The organism is Nostoc sp. NZL (assembly GCF_015714705.1).
GTDB classification, from domain to species: Bacteria; Cyanobacteriota; Cyanobacteriia; order Cyanobacteriales; family Nostocaceae; genus Nostoc; species Nostoc foliaceum_A.
Genome location: NZ_WBKL01000148.1, coordinates 34785 through 52460, shown reverse-complemented (window position 1 = coordinate 52460; position 17676 = coordinate 34785). Strand labels below are relative to the sequence as shown.

The following is a 17676-nucleotide window of genomic DNA, read 5'->3' as shown; positions in this document are numbered from 1 at the left end:
TAAATTAGATAAATAACCATGAAAAAACCTGAGATTGATAAACCTGTTATCAAAAAAATAGGAACTTTTAAGCGGCAAGTTGTTAGCATTTCTCCAGAGGAATTGATCAAAACAGAGTGGCTAGAAGGTAGGCTATTACCTTTGATAATTAAACCTGCTACACAAGAGTTAAAACTTGCAGATTGGGCTAAAAATAATCAACAGATGATCGAGACTAATTTACTCAATCATGGTGGCATTCTTTTTCGTAATTTCCAGGTAAATGGAGCAGCAGAATTTGAGTTATTCATTCAGGCGATCGCTGGAAACTTATTAGAGTATTCTTATCGTTCAACACCACGTCATCATGTCAGTGGCAAAATCTACACTTCAACTGAATATCCGGCTGAAGAATCTATTCCTTTACACAATGAAATGTCATATTCTTGCAACTGGCCAATGAAGATTTGCTTTCATTGTGTGCAACCTGCAAAAGAAGGAGGAGAAACACCAATTGCCGATAGTCGTAAAGTTTTTCAACGCATCGATCCCAGCATTAGAGAAAAATTTCAGCAAAAAAAGGTCATGTATGTGCGAAACTATAGAGATAAATTAGACCTTCCCTGGCAAGATGTTTTTCAGACTAATAGCAAAACCGAAGTAGAAGATTATTGCCGCAATAATGGCATTGAATATGAATGGTACGATCAAGATAGTCTGAAAACTCGCCAAATTTGTCAGGCTGTTGCTACTCATCCTCAAACCAACGAAACAGTCTGGTTTAATCAAGCTCATTTATTTCATATTTCTAGCTTAAATCCAACTGTTCGAGAAGGTCTTTTAGCTGGTTTCAAAGAAGAAGATTTACCACGTAATACTTATTACGGTGATGGTTCACCTATTGAAACTTCTGTATTAGATAGTATTCGGGAAATTTATCAACAAGAAGCGATTACTTTTCCCTGGCAAGCAGGAGATGTATTGTTACTAGACAATATGTTGATTTGTCATGGACGCGCTCCATTCATAGGCTCTCGAAAGGTTTTAGCAGGTATGGCAGAGCCGTTTAGCAGTAAGAATTAATCAGAGGGTGAAATATGCAACAGGAAATCATTGAAGGTTATCGGCTTTCGCCTCAGCAAAAGCATTTGTGGTCGTTACAACAACTTGATTCGACACTACCTTATCGCGCTCAGTTTTCTCTTCTAATTGAGGGAAATCTCAATCAGAAAATTTTAGAGGTTGCCTTAGAAAAGCTTGTCAATCGACATGAAATTCTTCGGACAAACTTTTGTTGTTTACCTGGAATGACAACTCCACTTCAGGTAATAGCTGATAACAGTAAACTCTCAGTTCATTATTCTGACTTCAGCAATTTAGATAGGCAACAACAAGATGCCAAAATTGCAGCGCTTTTTGATGAAGTACTTCAATTACCTTTTAACTTTGAACAGAAGCCCATTTTTGATGTATATCTAATAACTCTATCCATAAACCAGCATATATTGCTGATTAGTTTACCATCTCTTTGTGCGGATACTGCAACTATCTCTAAATTAGCAGAAGAAATTAGTTATTTATATACAGCATGTTATCATGCTCAAGAATTAACTGACGAACCTACACAATATGCAGATATTGCTCAATGGCAAAATGAAATCATTGAAGCTGATGAAACAAAAACAGGAGTAGAATATTGGCAATTTATAGATATTGATAACATTTTCAAGGCGCAGCTTCCTTTTGAAAATAAAATTATAGAAAAATCTATATTTCATCCTCAAACTTTAACTTTAAATATTCGTCCAGATTTAGTAGAAAAAATTGCAGCTTTAGCTCAGAAGTATGAAACTTCAACTTCTACATTCTTACTAGCTTGCTGGCAAATTATGTTATGCCGTCTGACTGGAGAGTCAAAGATTATTGTAGGTCAGGCTTTTGATGGTAGAAAATATGAAGAGTTAGAGCAAGCAATAGGGCTATTTGCCAAATATTTACCGATCGCTTGTATTCTAGAAGATAATTTACAAATTAATGAAGTTATAAATCAAGTTCATAAATTAGTCAATGATGCCTACAAATGGCAAGAATATTTTGATTGGGAGCAACTAAATTTCAATAAAAAAAGTATAGGATTAGCATTTTTACCTTTTAATTTTGAATTTTCAGAATATCCTGAAAAATATTCTCATAGCGGAATTACATTCTCGCTTTTGAATCAATATGTCTGTTTTGACAGATATAAAGTAAAATTATCTTGTATTTGTCAAGATGATTATTTAACATTAAATTTTCACTACGATTCATCTTTATTTAACTCAGAACTTATTGAACGTTTAGCAAGCAAATTTCAGACTTTGTTGCAAAGTGCAATCAATGAACCGAAAGTCGCAATTGGCAAGTTAGAAATCCTCAATTATATTGAACGACAACAATTATTAATTGAGTGCAATCAAACCAAAATTGACTATTCGCCAGATAAATGCATTCACTATTTATTTGAACAACAAGCAGACCTGACACCAGACAAAATTGCTGTAGTCTTTGAAGACCAGCAAATTACTTATGCTGAACTCAATGCCAAGGCTAACCAACTAGCTCATTATCTCCAGCAACTGGGAGTCCGGCCTGATATGTTGGTGGGGTTGTTTGTCGAGCGATCGCTTGAATTAATAATAGCAATCCTTGGTATCCTAAAAGCTGGCGGAGCATACCTACCCTTAGACCCAACATTGCCGAAAGAAGGCTTAAACCTAAGGTTGCAAAATGCCCAAGCCCCAATACTATTAACCCAGCAGCATTTAGTTGAGACACTACCTGATTACGCTGGAAAAATAGTAACTTTAGATACTGGCTGGCACAACATTGCCCAGGAAAACCAGGAGAATCCCACTAGTGGGGTTGGACTGGAGAATTTAGTCTATGTGCTGTTTACTTCTGGCTCTACAGGTAAGCCTAAAGGCGTTGCCGTTGAACATCAACAACTGTTCAACTACATCAACGCTATCAAAGATAGACTAGACCTTTCCGGCTGTAATACATTTGCTACAATTACCACCTTTGCTGCTGATTTAGGCAACACCACAATTTTCCCTTCACTGTGCAGTGGTGGATGTCTGCATGTAGTGTCATCAGAGAGAGCATCTAATCCAGAGGCATTAGCAGATTATTTTCATCGTCATCCCATCGACTGTTTGAAAATTGTGCCTTCTCACCTTGCAGCCTTACTAGCATCTTCTCAAGCCCAAACAATATTACCAAAGCAACGGCTGATTCTTGGTGGTGAGGCTTGCAGTTGGGATTTAATTGAGCAGATTCAGCAATTAGAGCCAAAATGCTTGATTTTTAATCATTATGGGCCCACAGAAGCTACTGTAGGCGTGCTGACTTATCCAGTCAAGCTAGGACAAACAGATTGTCATTCTAAAACTGTACCTATCGGACGCCCAATTGCTAATGCCCAAGTATATCTGCTGGACTCTTATCTGCAACCAGTACCGATAGGTGTACCAGGAGAGCTATATATTGGCGGTGCAGGTGTAGCTAGAGGCTATTTGAACGAACCTGATTTGACTAGCGAAAAGTTTATTTATCATACATTTGAGAAGACACAAGGCAAAGGAGCAGAGGAGAATTTCCCAGTCACCAGACTTTACAAAACTGGCGATTTAGCTCGCTACTTACCTGATGGAAACATTGAGTTTCTGGGAAGGATTGACCAACAAGTCAAAATTCACGGCTACCGCATTGAGCTTGGGGAAATAGAGGCGGCGTTGAGACAACACCCGGCGGTGCGGGAGACTGTGATACTGGTTCGTGACGAATCAGGTAATAAGCGTCTGGTAGCCTATGTTGTGCCTGAGAAACAATCTGCCCCCAAAACTGCCGAATTGCGGGCATTCCTGTCAGAAAAGCTACCTGAGTACATGATTCCCTCTGCTTTTGTACGGCTGAAAGCTCTACCACTGCTGCCCAACGGTAAGTTAGACCGTCAAGCACTCCCAGCACCCGACATGACCCGCTCGGATTTAGAAGGAAGTTTTGTTGCTCCTAGCACGGCTTTTGAAAAAGTATTGGCTGAGATTTGGGCGAAAAATCTCCGACTTGAGCAGGTAGGAATTCACGATAATTTCTTTGAGTTGGGTGGAGATTCTATCCTCAGTATGCAGATTATCGCCAAAGCTAACCAAGCTGGTCTACAAATTACTCCCAAGCATCTGTTTGAACACCAGACAATTGCCGAGTTAGCAGTAGTAGCTGGCAAAAACCGAATCATTCAAGCTGAACAGGGGCTAGAGACAGGTCAAGTACCGCTTACACCGATTCAGCACTGGTTTTTTGAACAGAATCTTCTCGATTCCCACCACTGGAACCAATCAATCCTGCTAGAAGTTCACCAATCTCTCGACCCCGCACTTTTGGAACAGGTAGTTAAGCAGTTATTGGCACATCACGATGCCCTCCGCCTACGCTTTGTTCGCCAAGAATCTACCTGGCAGCAGGTTAATGCCAACCTCGATGCAGTAGTGCCATTTACCGTAGTAGATTTGTCAGGGGTGTTAGAGACAGAACAAGCTGCGGCAATATCAGTTACAGCAGCTCAACTACAAACCAGCCTGAATTTGTCGTCAGGGCCGCTGATGCAGGTAGCTTTCTTTAACTTGGGAGATACTAAGCCAAGCCGACTGCTGATGACTATCCACCACTTAGCTGTGGATGGTGTTTCATGGCGGATTTTATTGTCTGACCTGGAAACTGCTTACCAACAAATCAGCCAAGGTAAGGCAATACAACTACCACCTAAAACTACCTCCTTCAAACATTGGGCAGAAAAATTGCAGGAATATGCCCAATCTACACTACTACAACAAGAACTAGAATACTGGTTGGTGATCGCTCCTGAGCAATTTGCCCAAATCCCGGTAGATTTTCCTGAAGGCGACAACACAGTAGCTCAGGCGCACACTATATCGGTAGCCCTCAGCCAACAAGAAACGCAAGCTTTGCTACAGAAAGTCCCGACAATTTATCAAACCCAGATTAACGATGTCTTACTCACGGCGCTGGTACAAGCCTTTAAACCCTGGACAAACGAAAGGTTGCTAGTTGACCTAGAGGGACATGGACGAGAAGAAATCTTTGAAGATGTAGACTTGTTGCGTACTGTGGGCTGGTTTACTACCATCTTCCCTGTTGTGCTAGATGTCAGCAAAACCTCCGGTGTCGGCGAAGCAGTCAAAGCAGTCAAAGAGCAGCTACGTAAAATTCCAAATCGAGGTATTGGCTATGGTGTGCTGCGCTATCTCAAGGGTGAGTCACGACTGCATCAACTAAAAGCCAATGTCAGATTTAACTACTTGGGTCAGACTGACCAAGTATTTGAATCATCTATGTTTGCACCAGCCTCAGAGTCTACTGAACCAGGGCGCAGCCTGGGAGGAAACCGCAGCTATTTACTAGATATCAACGGCATTGTTGCTGATGGTCAGTTCCAATTAAATTGGACATACAGTAAAGCAATTCATCGCCAAGCGGCGATAGAAAGTCTGGCACAAGATTATATAGCAGCACTACGCGAGCTAATTGCCCATTGTGAAACTTTCACAGATTACAAATCTTTGGACTTACCAGAAGCAAAGCTCAGTCCAAAGGAGAAACAAGGAGTTTCTACTAATGTTGCCTTTTTAAACGCCGAAGCTGTACTAGACTCAACAATTTACCCACAGACATATTTTGAACATAACGCAGAACCATCTCATATTTTTTTAACTGGAGCAACAGGTTTTGTCGGAGCTTTTTTAGTTTATGAACTTTTGCAACAGACTTCTGCTGATATTTATTGCTTAGTACGTTCTCCTAATGCAGAATTAGGAAAGAAGAAGCTCCAAAGCCATTTAGAATCTTATAAAGTTTGGGATGAAACTCTAAGCGATCGCATCATCCCAGTTGCAGGTGATTTATCTCAGCCATTACTCGGTCTTTCCCATGATCAATTTCAACTAATGGCGAGTAAAATTGATATAATTTATCACAATGCAGCTTCTATTAATCTTGTTTATCCTTACTCTACTTTGAAGGCAGCTAATGTTCTTGGAACTCAAGAAATTTTGAGGTTAGCCTGTCAAACAAAAGTCAAACCTGTGCATTACATTTCGACTTTGAGCGTTTTAACCTCAGAAAATCATGCTGAAGTTAAGCAGATTTCAGAACTTCACAATTTTAATCATAATCAAGTACCATTTGGTGGCTATGCTCAAACAAAATGGGTTGCTGAAAAATTAGTAACTATTGCATATCAACGAGGAATTCCTGTCAGCATTTACAGACTGGGACGGATCTCAGGACATAGCAAAACTGGTGTTTGTAACACTAATGACCGTCTGTACAGAATGATTAAAGGCTTTATCCAACTTGGATGTGTGCCAGATGTAGACACTATAGTAGACATGACTCCAGTGGATTATGTGAGTCAGGCGATCGTTCATATATCAAAGCAGAAAAAATCACTCAATCAGATATTTCACCTGTCTAATCCCAATCCTAGTCGCTCATTCCAACTGTTTAATTTTATCCGTGAGTTTGGTTATCCACTCCAACTAATGTCTAACAACCAATGGCAAACAGAGCTACTTAATGTTGCTGAACGTTCCTTGGACAATCCATTGTATCCACTCATACCTTTTTTCGCTAGTAATGAAGGCGCTAATGAGAAAGAGGAATTAGCAGAAGATTTGAATTCACCCTCATTAAAATTTGATTGTCAGAATACAACTGATGAACTTGCAGATAGCTCAATTATTTGTCCAGCTGCTGATGTTGAGTTACTTAGTACTTACTTTTCTTATCTTATTCAAAGTGGCTTTATGAATGCCCCACAGATAAAAGATTTATCTAGTTAAGTGCGGCAATTGTCCAAACCTAAAAGCTAGTTTTGTATTAATGAGTAAGTAAACATCTAGTCTTAAACAATTAAAAACGTAGGAAAATACATGGGAACTCTAAATAAGGAAGCAACAGAAAATCATATTTCCCACCAACAAAAGTATCTAAATGAATTAATAGCACGCTATACCAAACGCACAAAGACATCAAAACAAATGACCCAAGCCTACCGCTCTGTTATGGCAGATAACAGAGTCTCCGCAGGGTTTAGTTTTCCTCTAAAAGAGATGTTTTATCCCATTGTAGGAAAGCGCTCTTTAGGCTCAAGAATTTGGGATATTGATGACAACGAATATATAGATCTCACGATGGGGCTAGGAGTAAATCTCTTTGGTCATAATCCGCTTTTTATCAAAAAAGCCTTGGAGGAACAACTAGAGTTAGGCATACAACTTGGGCCGCAATCTGAGTTTGCTGGTGAGGTAGCTGAGTTGATTTGTGAACTAACAAAGATGGAGCGAGTAACCTTTAGTAATACAGGTACAGAGGCAGTGATGACGGCGATTCGCCTTGCACGAACAGCAACAGGTCGCAACAAAATTGCCTTATTTTCTGGCTCTTATCATGGTCATTTTGATAGCACTTTAGTTGAGGCGCAAATAGTAGACGGTAATCCAATTACAGTGCCAATCGCTCCAGGAATCCCGCCAAATATTGTAGAAGATATTTTGGTTCTAGATTACGGCAAGCCAGAATCACTAGATGTTATAAAAGCTCATCAGCATGAATTAGCAGCTGTTTTAGTTGTACCTGTGCAAACAACGCGACCTAATTTACAACCTAAAATATTTCTTCAACAATTACGGCAATTAACAAAAGAAACAGGAATAGTGCTAATTTTTGATGAAATGGTTACGGGTTTTCGTATTCATCCAGGTGGCGCACAGGCTTGGTTTGATGTTGAAGCAGACATAGCAACTTATGGCAAGATTGTTGGCGGTGGTATGCCCATCGGAATTATTGCTGGTAAGGCTGCTTATATGGATGGTATCGACGGCGGAATGTGGAATTATGGAGATGAATCTTACCCGCAAGCAAAAACAACAGTTTTTGCAGGCACATTCTGTAAACATCCATTGGCGATCGCCGCTGCACGAGCTGTACTGAAGCATTTAAAGACTCAGGGACCAGTTCTCCACGAGGAGTTAAATCAACGCACATCGCAATTTGTTCAAGCCTTGAATACTTACTTTGCAGAACAAGAACTACCTATTAGGATGGCTAATTTCGGCTCACTCTTCGGACCTGCTTATTCAGAAGATTCTACACCTTCAGAAAACTCTTCAGCCTCAGATAGCATGGCTTTGTTACTATATCACCTGTTTGACAGAGGAGTTTATCTCCTTTCGCGGGGAGGTGGTTTTCTATCAACAGCCCATACAGATGATGATATTAATTACATAATTCAAGCAGTCAAAGATAGTGTTGAAGAATTACAAATAGGTGGTTTTTTGCCTGTTCCTGCTGACAAATTAGCCAAAGCATGAAAGTAGTTTAAATTAATAGTAAATAACTTCAATAGGTTTGCATATTTTCTGGGATTAATCATTATGTCTGCAACAACACTCCATTTGAATTACGATATTTATGCTCGGATATACAACGATCGCAATGGCCAAAGTTTGTGCGAGATGGGATTACAGCCTTTAGAAAAATTATTGCTCCCACATCTTTCCCCAGGAGCGCATATTCTTGACCTCTGTTGTGGTACAGGACAATTAGCACAACAGCTGAACTTGAAAGGCTACAAAGTGACTGGAATTGACATTTCGGAAGGCATGTTAGACTATGCCCAAAAGAATGCACCAGATGTTGAATTTATCCAGGATGATGCACGCTTTTTTGAATTGCCTGCTATTTTTGATGGAGTTATTTCGACATCTGATAGTCTCAACCATGTTATGAGCCTAGAGGAGTTAACTCGCGTTTTTCAAAACGTGTATGCAGCACTGCAAGAAAACAGTTTGTTTGTATTTGACTTAAATTTGGAAGAACGGTATAAAACAGATTGGTGGAACGGCTCTATTGTTGGGGATATTAAGGAGGATTATGCTTGGGCTGCTCGACGTAGCTATGACCCAGAAGAAAAAATTAGCCAAACTCAAGTTACTATATTTCATCTGCTAAATGGTAACTGGCAGCGTGCAGACACTAATTTACTGGGAAGATGTTATTCCAGAACAGAAGTTCAAGCAGCTTTAGAAAGTGTAGGGTTTACAGATATAAAGGTCTACGACGCAGAACTTGACTTTGATATACATGATTGGGGACCAGGCAAAGCTTACTTTGTTGGGTGCAAGCAGGCAACAAAGTAAGTAAAATTTCCAGGTTGATAGACCACAGGTAGTATAAATTGTGTGGTTTAATGGCGAGGTAGTAATAATTACAATGTCTCGAATCTAGGTGAAATACCAAAACCGATAGCGATCGCCAGGGATAAATCAACCAAAATATTTTAATTAATTTTGCAAAAACCTTGAATTGTCTCAACCAATAGGTCGATTTCCGATTCTAAAGTAAAGTAATGAACGGTGGCGCGTATACAGCTAGGATCGGCAATTGTTCGAGTTAATATCCTTTGTGAGTCTAAAACTTGCACTAACTTGAGATTAGCTTGGGGCTGATTATTTATGAGTTGAAACGAGACTATACCACTTTCGGGTGGAGAAGTTCGCAGACACTTGACATCAGATAACGCCACCAAGCGCCGCCAGAGGTAGTCACTGTTCTGACAAATTTGCTCGTAACGTTCCTGTGAGGTTCCCCATTGCTGATGGATAGCGATCGCTTCCTTTAGCCCAAGATACAACGGATAAGCTAATGTAGACACTTCGTATCGTCGCCCATCTGGAAGCCAATCTACAGGCTGAGATTGACTATCCACAACAATACCATTCAAGCCAATAAACGTGGGTTTCAAGCTTTCTCGTGCTTCTGGCCGGACATACAAGCCACCAGCACCCGCTGGGCCACATAACCATTTATGGCCAGTGAAAGCATAAAAATCTACACCCAATTCAGTTAAGTTTAAAGGTAATAAACCAGCAGATTGGGCAGCATCTATCAGTAAAAAAGAATGATTATTTCTGCATACTTCGGCAATTTTATCAAGAGGTAAAACTTGACCAGTATTCCAGAAAACATGACTCAATATGACTAGGCGGGTATTGGGGCGCAAGTGCTGGGTAATGACTTTTACGGGGTCGCCCTCATTTAAAGTTGACTTGAGAGGACAGGTAGTAACTTCCACAGCGAATCTCCGCGCGATTTCCTGTGCTGTAGCAATTACGCCTGGATGTTCGCAGTCTGAGAGCAGCATATGGTCGCCAGCACGCCACTCAATGCCCCACATAGCGATATTACAGCCAATAGTGACATTCTGCGTGAGACTAATTGTTTGACTTGGTGCATGTAACTCCGAAGCGATCGCTTCTCTTGCGGCTTGAGTCTGGGGTGCTATCCAGCGATACGCCTCATTACCAAAGGGGCCTATTTCCTGAACATAAGCTTGAGTTTGGGTCATAGCATCCATTGCACTTTGGGGCATTGGCCCTTGTCCCCCATAATTGAAATAAGCCTTATTCGCTAAAGCGGGAAATTGTTCTCGATGGCTATGTAACCTAGTTTGTGCGACAGAAATACTAGTCATAATTTACAAGGGATATCTGCTATTTACAGGCTATTGATATAAGAGGTATTTGTACTTTGTCCTAGTAGCAACGCTAAAAATAGGGATGAGATTAATTTAAGCGATCGCAGCCAAATCTTATCTTGTAATCAGTAACAATAAATCCTCTCTGACTTTTTGTCCTAGATTCTGCGCTGTTTGAGGAGTAATCAGATGGTGTTTGAATTCTGATGCATGAAGCCACGGAATACCTTGGTGATCAGGATCAGACTCGTAGCGTGGGAAAAGATGCCAATGAATATGTGGTTCACTATTGCCATAACATGCATAATTCATTTTCCACTGACTTCACTAGCTAGCTGTTGACAGTATAGAGTAAACGGCAAATCAGGAGTAGAGGCGTTGGTGTAGCCCACCGTACCCCTACGGGGAAGCAAGCTACGCGTAGCGTCTGTCTGCGACACGCTGCGCGAACGCAGAGAAGGTATCGCCACTTCAAAACTTTTATTGTCTGAGTTACTGCCAGTGTGTGCTAATTCTTGTTAACTTAAAAGGATGCTAATTAATGCTGAACTCCTACTGCAATATCAACGCTGTAAACGCCGGACTTTTTTAGATATCCACGGTGACAAAAGTCAGCGCGATGCTCCCAATGAGTTGCTGCGAAAACTACAACAGGACAAAATCGCTCATCAGCTGAATGCTTTGGCACAGATGACTTATCACCAACCAGATTATTCATACGGAAACTGGGAAAAGGGAGAGAAGGCAACTTTAGAATTAATGGAGCGTGGGGTTGAGTATATATACAAAGGAGTACTGTTAACAACTTATTCTGAAGGATACACCCTGCTGAGTCGTCCAAATTTACTTGTGAGACAACCAGGACAGTCCCGTTTTGGAGAATGGATGTATGTCCCAGCTAGTATTGAACTGGGTAAGCGTCCTAAGCAAGAATATCAAGTTGTCGCTGCATTTCATGCCCAAGTATTGGCAACAGTGCAGGGAGTAGTACCAGAAACAGCTTCGCTCATATTGCGAACTAAAAACACCAATTATGCGGTGGATCTGTTCAAGTGGACACCACGGATGCAGCATATTCTGGAGGAGTTCATTCAAGTTTTAGAGTTAGCGAATCCGCCAGAGGTGTTTATTTCTCGGCAAAAGTGCAATTTTTGCCATTGGTATAGTCAATGTTATGCGATCGCTCAATCTGAAAAACATCTCTCACTATTACCAGGCGTAACACCTCTTCGCTACACTCAACTCCAAGACCTAGCCATTACCACACTAGAATCTCTCGCTAACACCAGTCCCGCCACCCTAGAAAATCTGCTTGGTTTCGACCGTGAAGTAGCACCCAAGCTAGTAGTACAAGCTCAATCTGCACTAGAAAAACGACCCCTAATATTACCCTACCCGTTACCAATAGAAGATATTACATTCACAGCGCCTATAGAGCTTTACTTTGATATCGAAGCACAGCCAGACTTGGATTTAAATTATCTTTTGGGAGTTTTGGTCGTTGATAGACAAGCAAATACAGAACAGTTTTATTCGTTTTTAGCAGATAAACCAGAAGACGAAGAACTAGTTTGGCAGCAATTTTTGGATTTGGTTTGGCAATATCCCGAAGCGCCAATTTATCATTTTTGTGTCTACGAGTTTGATACAGTCAAACGGTTGGCAAAGCTTTACAACACTCCCAACTCCTTAGTGCGTCCTCTGCTGAGTCGATTTGTGGATGTGTATGAACAATTAACCCAAAGTGTAGCATTGCCTGTAGAAAGTTATGCCCTGAAAGCGATCGCTCGTTGGTTAGGATTTGAATGGCGTGAAAAAGAAGCTAGTGGTGCTAAGTGTATTTACTGGTATGATCAGTGGCTAGAAACAGGCGATCGCACCTTACTAGAAATTATCCAAAGCTACAACGAAGATGACTGTCGCGCTACCCTGAGAGTTAAAGACTGGCTTGTAAACTTTTTTCAGGATGAATATGGTTTGCGGCTAGCTTAAGTAATTTCGTATTTTCTAAAGTTTTTTAATTGGTTGGAATACATGGTTTTTGTAGTGGTGCACAGATGTGCAGCCCTGCATCCTTCAGCGTGATATCTTATTTGTAACTTTGACACTTTAGCAAAAAAACTATGCAGCTAATTAAAAAAATAGTTACAATTCCACGAATTTTTTACTTATTTATTCCGATTATAATCATCATTTTCTTAGCCATAAATTTATCTACGAATGCTGTTGAAATTAGTAGCATAGAATTTATCGGGGAAGCCACTTTAGCGAAAGGTTTAACTTTCCAAAAAACTGAAGTTGGAGGTTTATCTGGAATTACCTATGATGCAAAAAACAGCCTTTATTATGCTATCTCCGATGACCGGGGACAAAAAGCTAATGCCCGCTTATACACCTTGACAATTGACTTGAGTAAGGGTTCTTTACAACAGGGTAGAGTTGTTCCTGTCAGTGTTACCACATTATTAAATGAAAATGGTCAAACATTTAGCCCTGGTGAGACTGATACAGAAGGTATTGCATTAACTAATAAAGCAACTGTATTTATTTCTTCTGAAGGCGATGCCGCAAAATTAATTAATCCTTTTATTAAAGAGTTTTTACTATCTTCTGGTAGAGAAATTGCAACACTTCCCATACCAAACAAATTGTTTACCGATAAAAGTGGTCAACAAGGTATCCGCAACAATTTGGCTTTTGAAAGCCTTACCATTACACCCGATAAAAAGCATCTATTCACAGCCACCGAAAATGCTCTAATTCAAGATGGTGTCGCAGCTAAACCTAACATCGGTAGTCCTTGCCGGATTTTGCAATACAACTTGCTTAACAACCAGCCAGAAAAGGAATTTCTTTACCAAACAGAACCAGTTTCCCCTTTCTTGAATCTGACTGGCAAATTCGCTAGTGGATTACCTGATTTACTTGCTCTCGATAATCAAGGACACTTCCTAAGTTTAGAACGGTCTTTTACTGGTTTAGGATTTGCTATTTCCCTGTTTCAGATTTCTTTAGAAGGATCTGATGATATTCATCAGATAGATAGCCTTTTAGCAGTTGACTCCAAGAATATTAAACCAGTTCAGAAAAAACTTCTGTTAGATTTGAGAACCCTAGATGTATTGCTAGACAACATCGAAGGCTTAACTCTTGGCCCTAAACTACCCGATGGTCAGCAATCATTAATTCTCATCAGTGATAACAATTTCAACTCTCTGCAACGCACCCAGATACTAGCCTTTAAACTTAAAATTGAAACACCACTAATCAGATTATTACGCCGTTTACTCCCGAATCTCAACCGTTAACTGTACAGAGGTATCGCCTCTTTTATGCCATTTACTTTTTCCTGTGTATTCACTGAATATACTAGGCAGCTTTATCTAGCTTATTTGTAGTTTACGTGTAATTTCTCAACCGTATTCATTAATAAATATGTTACACAATATTTAGGAAAATTAGCAGAAAGATTAACCTTATGATTAATTTTCTGCAAACTATTATGCTTTTTAGATTTTAATTTAATTATTAGCTAGACTTATCAAAGTATTTTGCCAATAATATTTTTCATAAATGATTTTTATGCCACAAAATAAAATTGAGAATATGGTAGGGCAAAAAGCAGAACTAGACGATTACATCGGGCAATTTTTAAATAATCGCTATTTAATCAGAAATTTGATTGGCAAAGGGGGGATGAGTAGAGTTTATTTAGCAGAGGATACTGCTAAAGGTAGTATGCCGATTGCAGTGAAAATTTTATCATTTAATTTGGCTAACCAGCATATGTCCCAACGTTTTGCCAGAGAAATTTTTATTGGCGCTCAATTGGGTCGCAAAAGTAAAAATATTGTTCGTATCTTAAGCTATGGGTTTACTGAGGATAAAACTCCATATTATGTAATGGAATATCTTCAAGGAAAAAACCTCAAACAAATTCTCAAAATTCAGCCCTTAACAATATCAAAGTTTTTGGATATTTGTAAACAAATTTGTTTAGGTTTACAATGCGCTCACCAAGGTATCAGTCATAAAGGAGAGATTTATCCCATTGTTCACAGGGATATTAAACCAGAAAATATATTTATTACTGAAGATAGTAAGCAAGAAGAAATTGTTAAAATACTCGATTTTGGTATTGCTAAGTTTTTAACAGAGCGAAGTGGGATGACCCTGACAGATTCTTTTATTGGCAGTTTACCTTACTGTTCTCCAGAACATATGGAAGGACGTAAATTGCTAGATGTCCGCTCTGACATTTACAGTTTGGGAGTACTAATGTTTGAGATGCTGACAGGAAAGCATCCATTTCAGACAAAAAGTAACTCCTTTGGTACTTGGTATCAAGCGCATCGCTTTCAAATTCCACCTACACTTGAGGAAGTGAACCCGCAAGTCAAAATCCCGCAGGTGTTAGAAAAAATAGTGATGAGTTGTTTAGCTAAAGAAGTAAGCGATCGCCCGCAAAATATCAACCAAATATTAGAAGATTTAGAAAAAGTTAATGTTCAGATTAATGATCTTACTCCTAGCAATAGTAGTAACATTATTAAACTTTCATTACCGGTTCAATTAGTCCCTGCAACTTTATTATCAGAAAAAGAGTGTTTGCAGAAGAATTGGCCTAAAAATAAACCAATTGCGCAAATTGGGTTTCCTCATTTACTCCAAACGACTCAAAGAGCTATACCAACGTTTTGGGCAATGTTACCCAAACAAGAGATTACAAAATTTTTGGATAAAATACATGGTACTGAGTTTATTAGTAAAATGAATATTTACCCAATGCTATTGTGGGTAACAGTACTATATGATGCACAACCTTCTATGGCTAAGTGGCTACCTCATTTTCTCGATTTAAAAGATAATAAAGGCCAGAATATAGCACGTAGTTTAGCAGAAGTAGGCTACTATCATCTACTATTTTTTGCTCTAGAAGATCCAAACCGTTGCTCTCATGTAACGACTTTAACCCTGACCGCTAACCAGCGACAGCAACTGATAGATTGCTTAGAGATGAGTCAAAATTCAAATGAATTAATTTTGTCTAATCAAGCTAAGAACCTTCTAAAAATAGATTACGAAAAGCTGAAAATAGAAATCTTACAAAAGTTAGGTGGATATCAAAAAGCTGAGAAAGAAGGCTTAAAAAATTGGATGGCTAAATTGTTGGAGATTTTTTTAAAACTCTTATCACGTCCTTGAAAATCTGCGATTAAAATCAAAATGCTTGCCACCATTCTCTAGTGATATTTTTATGCGTGTATTGCTAACTTTAAATGGATTCATCAGCAGAGGTGATCAAAGTGAATCAAAGCCCATTTACATCTCCAAGTAGTACGGGCTTGCTTGCCAATCGTTATCAACTCAAGCAATTAATTGGCAGCGGTGGCATGGGTGAAGTTTTTTTAGCACATGATATTTTGTTAGGAGGCATACCAGTTGCTATCAAGTTTTTGACTCAGACTGTGGTCGATAAAAAGATGCAAGAAGACTTTGCTCGTGAAGCTTTAATGAGTGCAGCTTTAAGTCAAAAGAGCTTACATATAGTTCGGGCGTATGATTATGGTGTAAATGAGAAAGGAAAACCATACTACGTCATGGAATATCTATGCGGCAAGAGTTTAAAGGATTTAATTCCGCTATCCTTGCCGATGTTTTTGACTCTCTCACGACAAATTTGTTTGGGCTTACAGTGCGCCCATCAAGGCATTAATCTTGATGGTATAATTTGCCCGTTAGTTCATAGAGATATTAAACCTGCCAATATATTAGTTATTCCTGATCCGATATTGGGTCAGTTAGTTAAAATTCTCGATTTTGGTATTGCTAGATTTTTGAATTATGCATCCACAGCTAGTACAAGTAGGGGATTTAATGGCACTTTACCCTACTGTTCTCCAGAACAGCTAGATGGAGAAAAATTAGATAGTCGCTCTGATATTTATAGCCTGGGTGTGATGATGTTTGAGATGCTCACCGGCAAAAAACCCTGGCAACCAGAAACTGATTACTTTGGTGCTTGGTATAAAGCACATCACTTTGAACAGCCAAAAGCGATCGCAGATGTTAAACCCACTCTTAAAATACCTCATAAGTTAAATAATTTAATCATGTCTTGTCTTGCTAAAAAAGCAAGCGATCGCCCACAAAACATTGCTCAAATTTTGCAAGTATTAAACAGTTTAGAACAGTCCAATTGTCCCAGTATACCTAGAACTTTAGGCTCTAGTTCTATCCTTAGCCGTCCTTTAAATTCAGGATTGCCAATCACAGTAGAACAAAGCTGTCGAAAAGTTTTGTGGCCTCAAAATAAACCAATTCAAGAAATTGTTTTTCCCCAGCTTATAGACACTGCACAAGGATCTATGACAGCGCTATGGTTGATGTTGCCTAAACAAGAAATCAAAAACTATGCGGTTTCTACCCGTTACAACCAGTTTATCTTCATGACATCCCCTCACCCAATGCTGTTGTGGGTGACTGTACTCTACAATCGGCAATTGGCTCCTAAGTGGTTACCATGCTACTTAGATATGCAAAATCCCCAAAATCTTAAGCTGGTAAGTTTGCTGGCTGAAAATGAACACTATCCTTTAATTTTCTTTACTCTGGAAGCACCACATTCCTGCACCAACGTTCTCAGCAGTCGCATTGAGCCAACTCAGCGGCAAATGTTGAAAAACTGGGCGCAACAAATTCATAGTCTACCACCAGCTTCTCAGCCCCAGTTGAGCAAACAGCTATTAAAGCAGCAGTATAAACAAATCCAATCCCGGATATTAGAGCATCTGGAATCACAGCCACAGGTTGTATTATCAGGGTTTTAACGAAAAATTCGCACCTTGGAGAGACGGGACAAAAATAATTCCGAATTTCCAACTCCAAAACACTTGACAAGTAGAAAAAAAATAGTGATAATAGCAAAGTTGCCAAACAAGGGACTGTAGTTCAATTGGTTAGAGCACCGCCCTGTCACGGCGGAAGTTGCGGGTTCGAGCCCCGTCAGTCCCGTTCTAAGTTTATGAGTAGTGAATCACCGAAGTTCAGTTCGGTGATTTTTAGTTTTGAATTCCCCAAAGGCATTAACTCAGAATTCAAGG

The 17676-nt window shown here is 39.6% G+C and carries 11 protein-coding genes and 1 tRNA gene; 9 read left to right on the top strand and 3 right to left on the bottom strand.

The features are described from left to right. Window positions 1-18: 18 nt before the first annotated feature. From F8R90_RS20840 to F8R90_RS20825, 4 genes are all read left to right on the top strand, one after another. Window positions 19-1062 carry a TauD/TfdA family dioxygenase gene (locus F8R90_RS20840; RefSeq protein WP_196512266.1) on the top strand — a complete coding sequence of 348 codons (1044 nt, stop codon included), beginning with the start codon at window positions 19-21 and terminating at the stop codon, window positions 1060-1062. Window positions 1063-1076: 14 nt separating this feature from the next. Then, entirely contained in the window at window positions 1077-6878 is a 5802-nt protein-coding gene (locus F8R90_RS20835; RefSeq protein WP_196512265.1) for a non-ribosomal peptide synthetase, read from the top strand. Between the two features lie 90 nt (window positions 6879-6968). After that, window positions 6969-8408, top strand: coding sequence for an aspartate aminotransferase family protein (locus tag F8R90_RS20830; protein WP_196512264.1), 1440 nt, complete (start codon window positions 6969-6971; stop codon window positions 8406-8408). A 63-nt stretch (window positions 8409-8471) separates the two neighbouring features. Next, on the top strand, window positions 8472-9236 hold the full coding sequence (locus F8R90_RS20825; RefSeq protein WP_196512263.1) for a class I SAM-dependent DNA methyltransferase: 765 nt from the start codon (window positions 8472-8474) through the stop codon (window positions 9234-9236). A gap of 140 nt (window positions 9237-9376) precedes the next feature. Here the strand turns inward: F8R90_RS20825 and F8R90_RS20820 are convergent, their stop codons facing one another. The 3 genes from F8R90_RS20820 to F8R90_RS20810 form a co-directional block, all read right to left on the bottom strand. Further along, window positions 9377-10570, bottom strand: a complete 1194-nt coding sequence (locus tag F8R90_RS20820; RefSeq protein WP_196512262.1) for an aminotransferase class V-fold PLP-dependent enzyme — start codon at window positions 10568-10570, stop codon at window positions 9377-9379. Window positions 10571-10687: 117 nt separating this feature from the next. Further along, complete coding sequence (locus F8R90_RS20815) at window positions 10688-10885, bottom strand: hypothetical protein (protein WP_196512261.1); 198 nt, start codon at window positions 10883-10885, stop codon at window positions 10688-10690. Continuing rightward, entirely contained in the window at window positions 10882-11043 is a 162-nt protein-coding gene (locus F8R90_RS20810; protein WP_196512260.1) for a hypothetical protein, read from the bottom strand. The genes F8R90_RS20815 and F8R90_RS20810 overlap by 4 nt, the downstream gene beginning before the upstream one ends. A gap of 61 nt (window positions 11044-11104) precedes the next feature. On the opposite strand from F8R90_RS20810, the gene F8R90_RS20805 reads away from it, so the two are divergent. From F8R90_RS20805 to F8R90_RS20785, 5 genes are all read left to right on the top strand, one after another. Continuing rightward, window positions 11105-12565 carry a TM0106 family RecB-like putative nuclease gene (locus tag F8R90_RS20805; RefSeq protein WP_196512259.1) on the top strand — a complete coding sequence of 487 codons (1461 nt, stop codon included), beginning with the start codon at window positions 11105-11107 and terminating at the stop codon, window positions 12563-12565. 131 nt (window positions 12566-12696) lie between these two features. Next, on the top strand, window positions 12697-13881 hold the full coding sequence (locus F8R90_RS20800; protein WP_196512258.1) for an esterase-like activity of phytase family protein: 1185 nt from the start codon (window positions 12697-12699) through the stop codon (window positions 13879-13881). 274 nt (window positions 13882-14155) lie between these two features. Beyond that, on the top strand, window positions 14156-15778 hold the full coding sequence (locus tag F8R90_RS20795) for a serine/threonine protein kinase (protein ID WP_230966553.1): 1623 nt from the start codon (window positions 14156-14158) through the stop codon (window positions 15776-15778). A 101-nt stretch (window positions 15779-15879) separates the two neighbouring features. Further along, complete coding sequence (locus tag F8R90_RS20790; protein WP_196512257.1) at window positions 15880-17403, top strand: serine/threonine protein kinase; 1524 nt, start codon at window positions 15880-15882, stop codon at window positions 17401-17403. Between the two features lie 110 nt (window positions 17404-17513). Beyond that, a tRNA-Asp gene (locus F8R90_RS20785) sits at window positions 17514-17587 on the top strand. Window positions 17588-17676 lie beyond the last annotated feature (89 nt).

Coding starts and splice junctions, on each gene's coding strand:
- F8R90_RS20840 (WP_196512266.1), top strand. CDS start 19: ATGAAAAAACCTGAGATTGATAAACCTGTTATCAAAAAAATAGGAACT.
- F8R90_RS20835 (WP_196512265.1), top strand. CDS start 1,077: ATGCAACAGGAAATCATTGAAGGTTATCGGCTTTCGCCTCAGCAAAAG.
- F8R90_RS20830 (WP_196512264.1), top strand. CDS start 6,969: ATGGGAACTCTAAATAAGGAAGCAACAGAAAATCATATTTCCCACCAA.
- F8R90_RS20825 (WP_196512263.1), top strand. CDS start 8,472: ATGTCTGCAACAACACTCCATTTGAATTACGATATTTATGCTCGGATA.
- F8R90_RS20820 (WP_196512262.1), bottom strand. CDS start 10,570: ATGACTAGTATTTCTGTCGCACAAACTAGGTTACATAGCCATCGAGAA.
- F8R90_RS20815 (WP_196512261.1), bottom strand. CDS start 10,885: ATGAATTATGCATGTTATGGCAATAGTGAACCACATATTCATTGGCAT.
- F8R90_RS20805 (WP_196512259.1), top strand. CDS start 11,105: ATGCTAATTAATGCTGAACTCCTACTGCAATATCAACGCTGTAAACGC.
- F8R90_RS20800 (WP_196512258.1), top strand. CDS start 12,697: ATGCAGCTAATTAAAAAAATAGTTACAATTCCACGAATTTTTTACTTA.
- F8R90_RS20795 (WP_230966553.1), top strand. CDS start 14,156: ATGCCACAAAATAAAATTGAGAATATGGTAGGGCAAAAAGCAGAACTA.